This window comes from Roseateles sp., assembly GCF_049240545.1.
Lineage (GTDB): Bacteria > Pseudomonadota > Gammaproteobacteria > Burkholderiales > Burkholderiaceae_C > Paucibacter_A.
In genome coordinates this window covers 1-1,004 of sequence record NZ_JBMLSK010000220.1, presented here as the reverse complement: position 1 = coordinate 1,004, position 1,004 = coordinate 1, and the positions used below count along the sequence as shown (strand labels likewise).

General features: G+C 65.7%; 1 protein-coding gene. It reads right to left on the bottom strand.

Going from position 1 to position 1,004, the window contains the following annotated elements; all coding sequences use genetic code 11:
- Positions 1-7 precede the first annotated feature (7 nt).
- Positions 8-964: an IS30 family transposase gene (locus ACOVRJ_RS15650; RefSeq protein WP_422044762.1), complete on the bottom strand. Its 957-nt coding sequence runs from the start codon at positions 962-964 to the stop codon at positions 8-10.
- Positions 965-1,004 lie beyond the last annotated feature (40 nt).

The following is a 1,004-nucleotide window of genomic DNA, read 5'->3' as shown; positions in this document are numbered from 1 at the left end:
GGCGGATTCAATTCCGAATCGCAACACGCTTCTTGAGGGCTTCGGCGAAGACCTCGTAAGGGGTGCGCCAGCCTAGCGTCTTTCGCGGCCGGCTGTTGATCCTGCGCTCGATCTCTTGGAGCCGCTCGTCACTGACTGTCGCGAAGTCGGTGCCCTTGGGCAGGTAGTAGCGAACCAGTCCGTTGCCGTTCTCGTTCGAGCCTCGCTGCCACGACGCGTAGGGTTCGGCGAAGTAGAAGTCGGCCTTGCACGCGATCGCGATGATCTCGTGCTCGGCGAACTCCTTGCCGTTGTCCGCAGTGAGGGTGTGCACCAGGTGCTTGATGGGTGCCAGCGTGCCGATGATGGCGCGGCTCACAGCCTCTGCGGTCCGCTGCGACACGCGCCGGATCAGGTGCAGGCGCGAGCGCCGCTCCGTCAGCGTCACCAGCACCTGGCCTCCGTTGGCCTTGACCATGGTGTCCAGCTCCCAGTCACCGATGCGGCTGCGCTCCTCCACCACCGGCGGTCGCTCGCTGATGTCACGCCGATGCTTGATCTGGCCGCGACGATCCGGACGGCAGCGGCGCCTCCTGCGTGGCTTGTTCTGCCGTAGCAGCGTATGCAGCGAGCCGCCACGCCGATGATCCGCAGCAATGTGCTGATAGATCCGCTCATGGCTTGCCAGCGCCGTCGCGCCGGCGATCTGCTCGGGGCTGTGATCCTCGCGCAGCAGCGCCTCGATACGCGGCCAGTGCGACGGATCGATCCGAGGGCGCTTGCTCGCTTGGTGGCGCCGCTGTCGCGCTCGAGTATGGGCTGGATCAGGGGCGTACCCCGCGGGGCATCGGTTGCGCTTGAGCTCGCGACAGATCGTGCTGGCGGATCGATGCATCCGCTTGCCGATCGCGCGCAGGCTCAAGCCCGCCTCGCGCAACGCGTGCGCCTGATATCGTTCCTCTTGGGTCAGGTGACCTCTGGACATGGGCAACTCCACTTGCAGGTAGAGGAGCTCAGGCTACGTC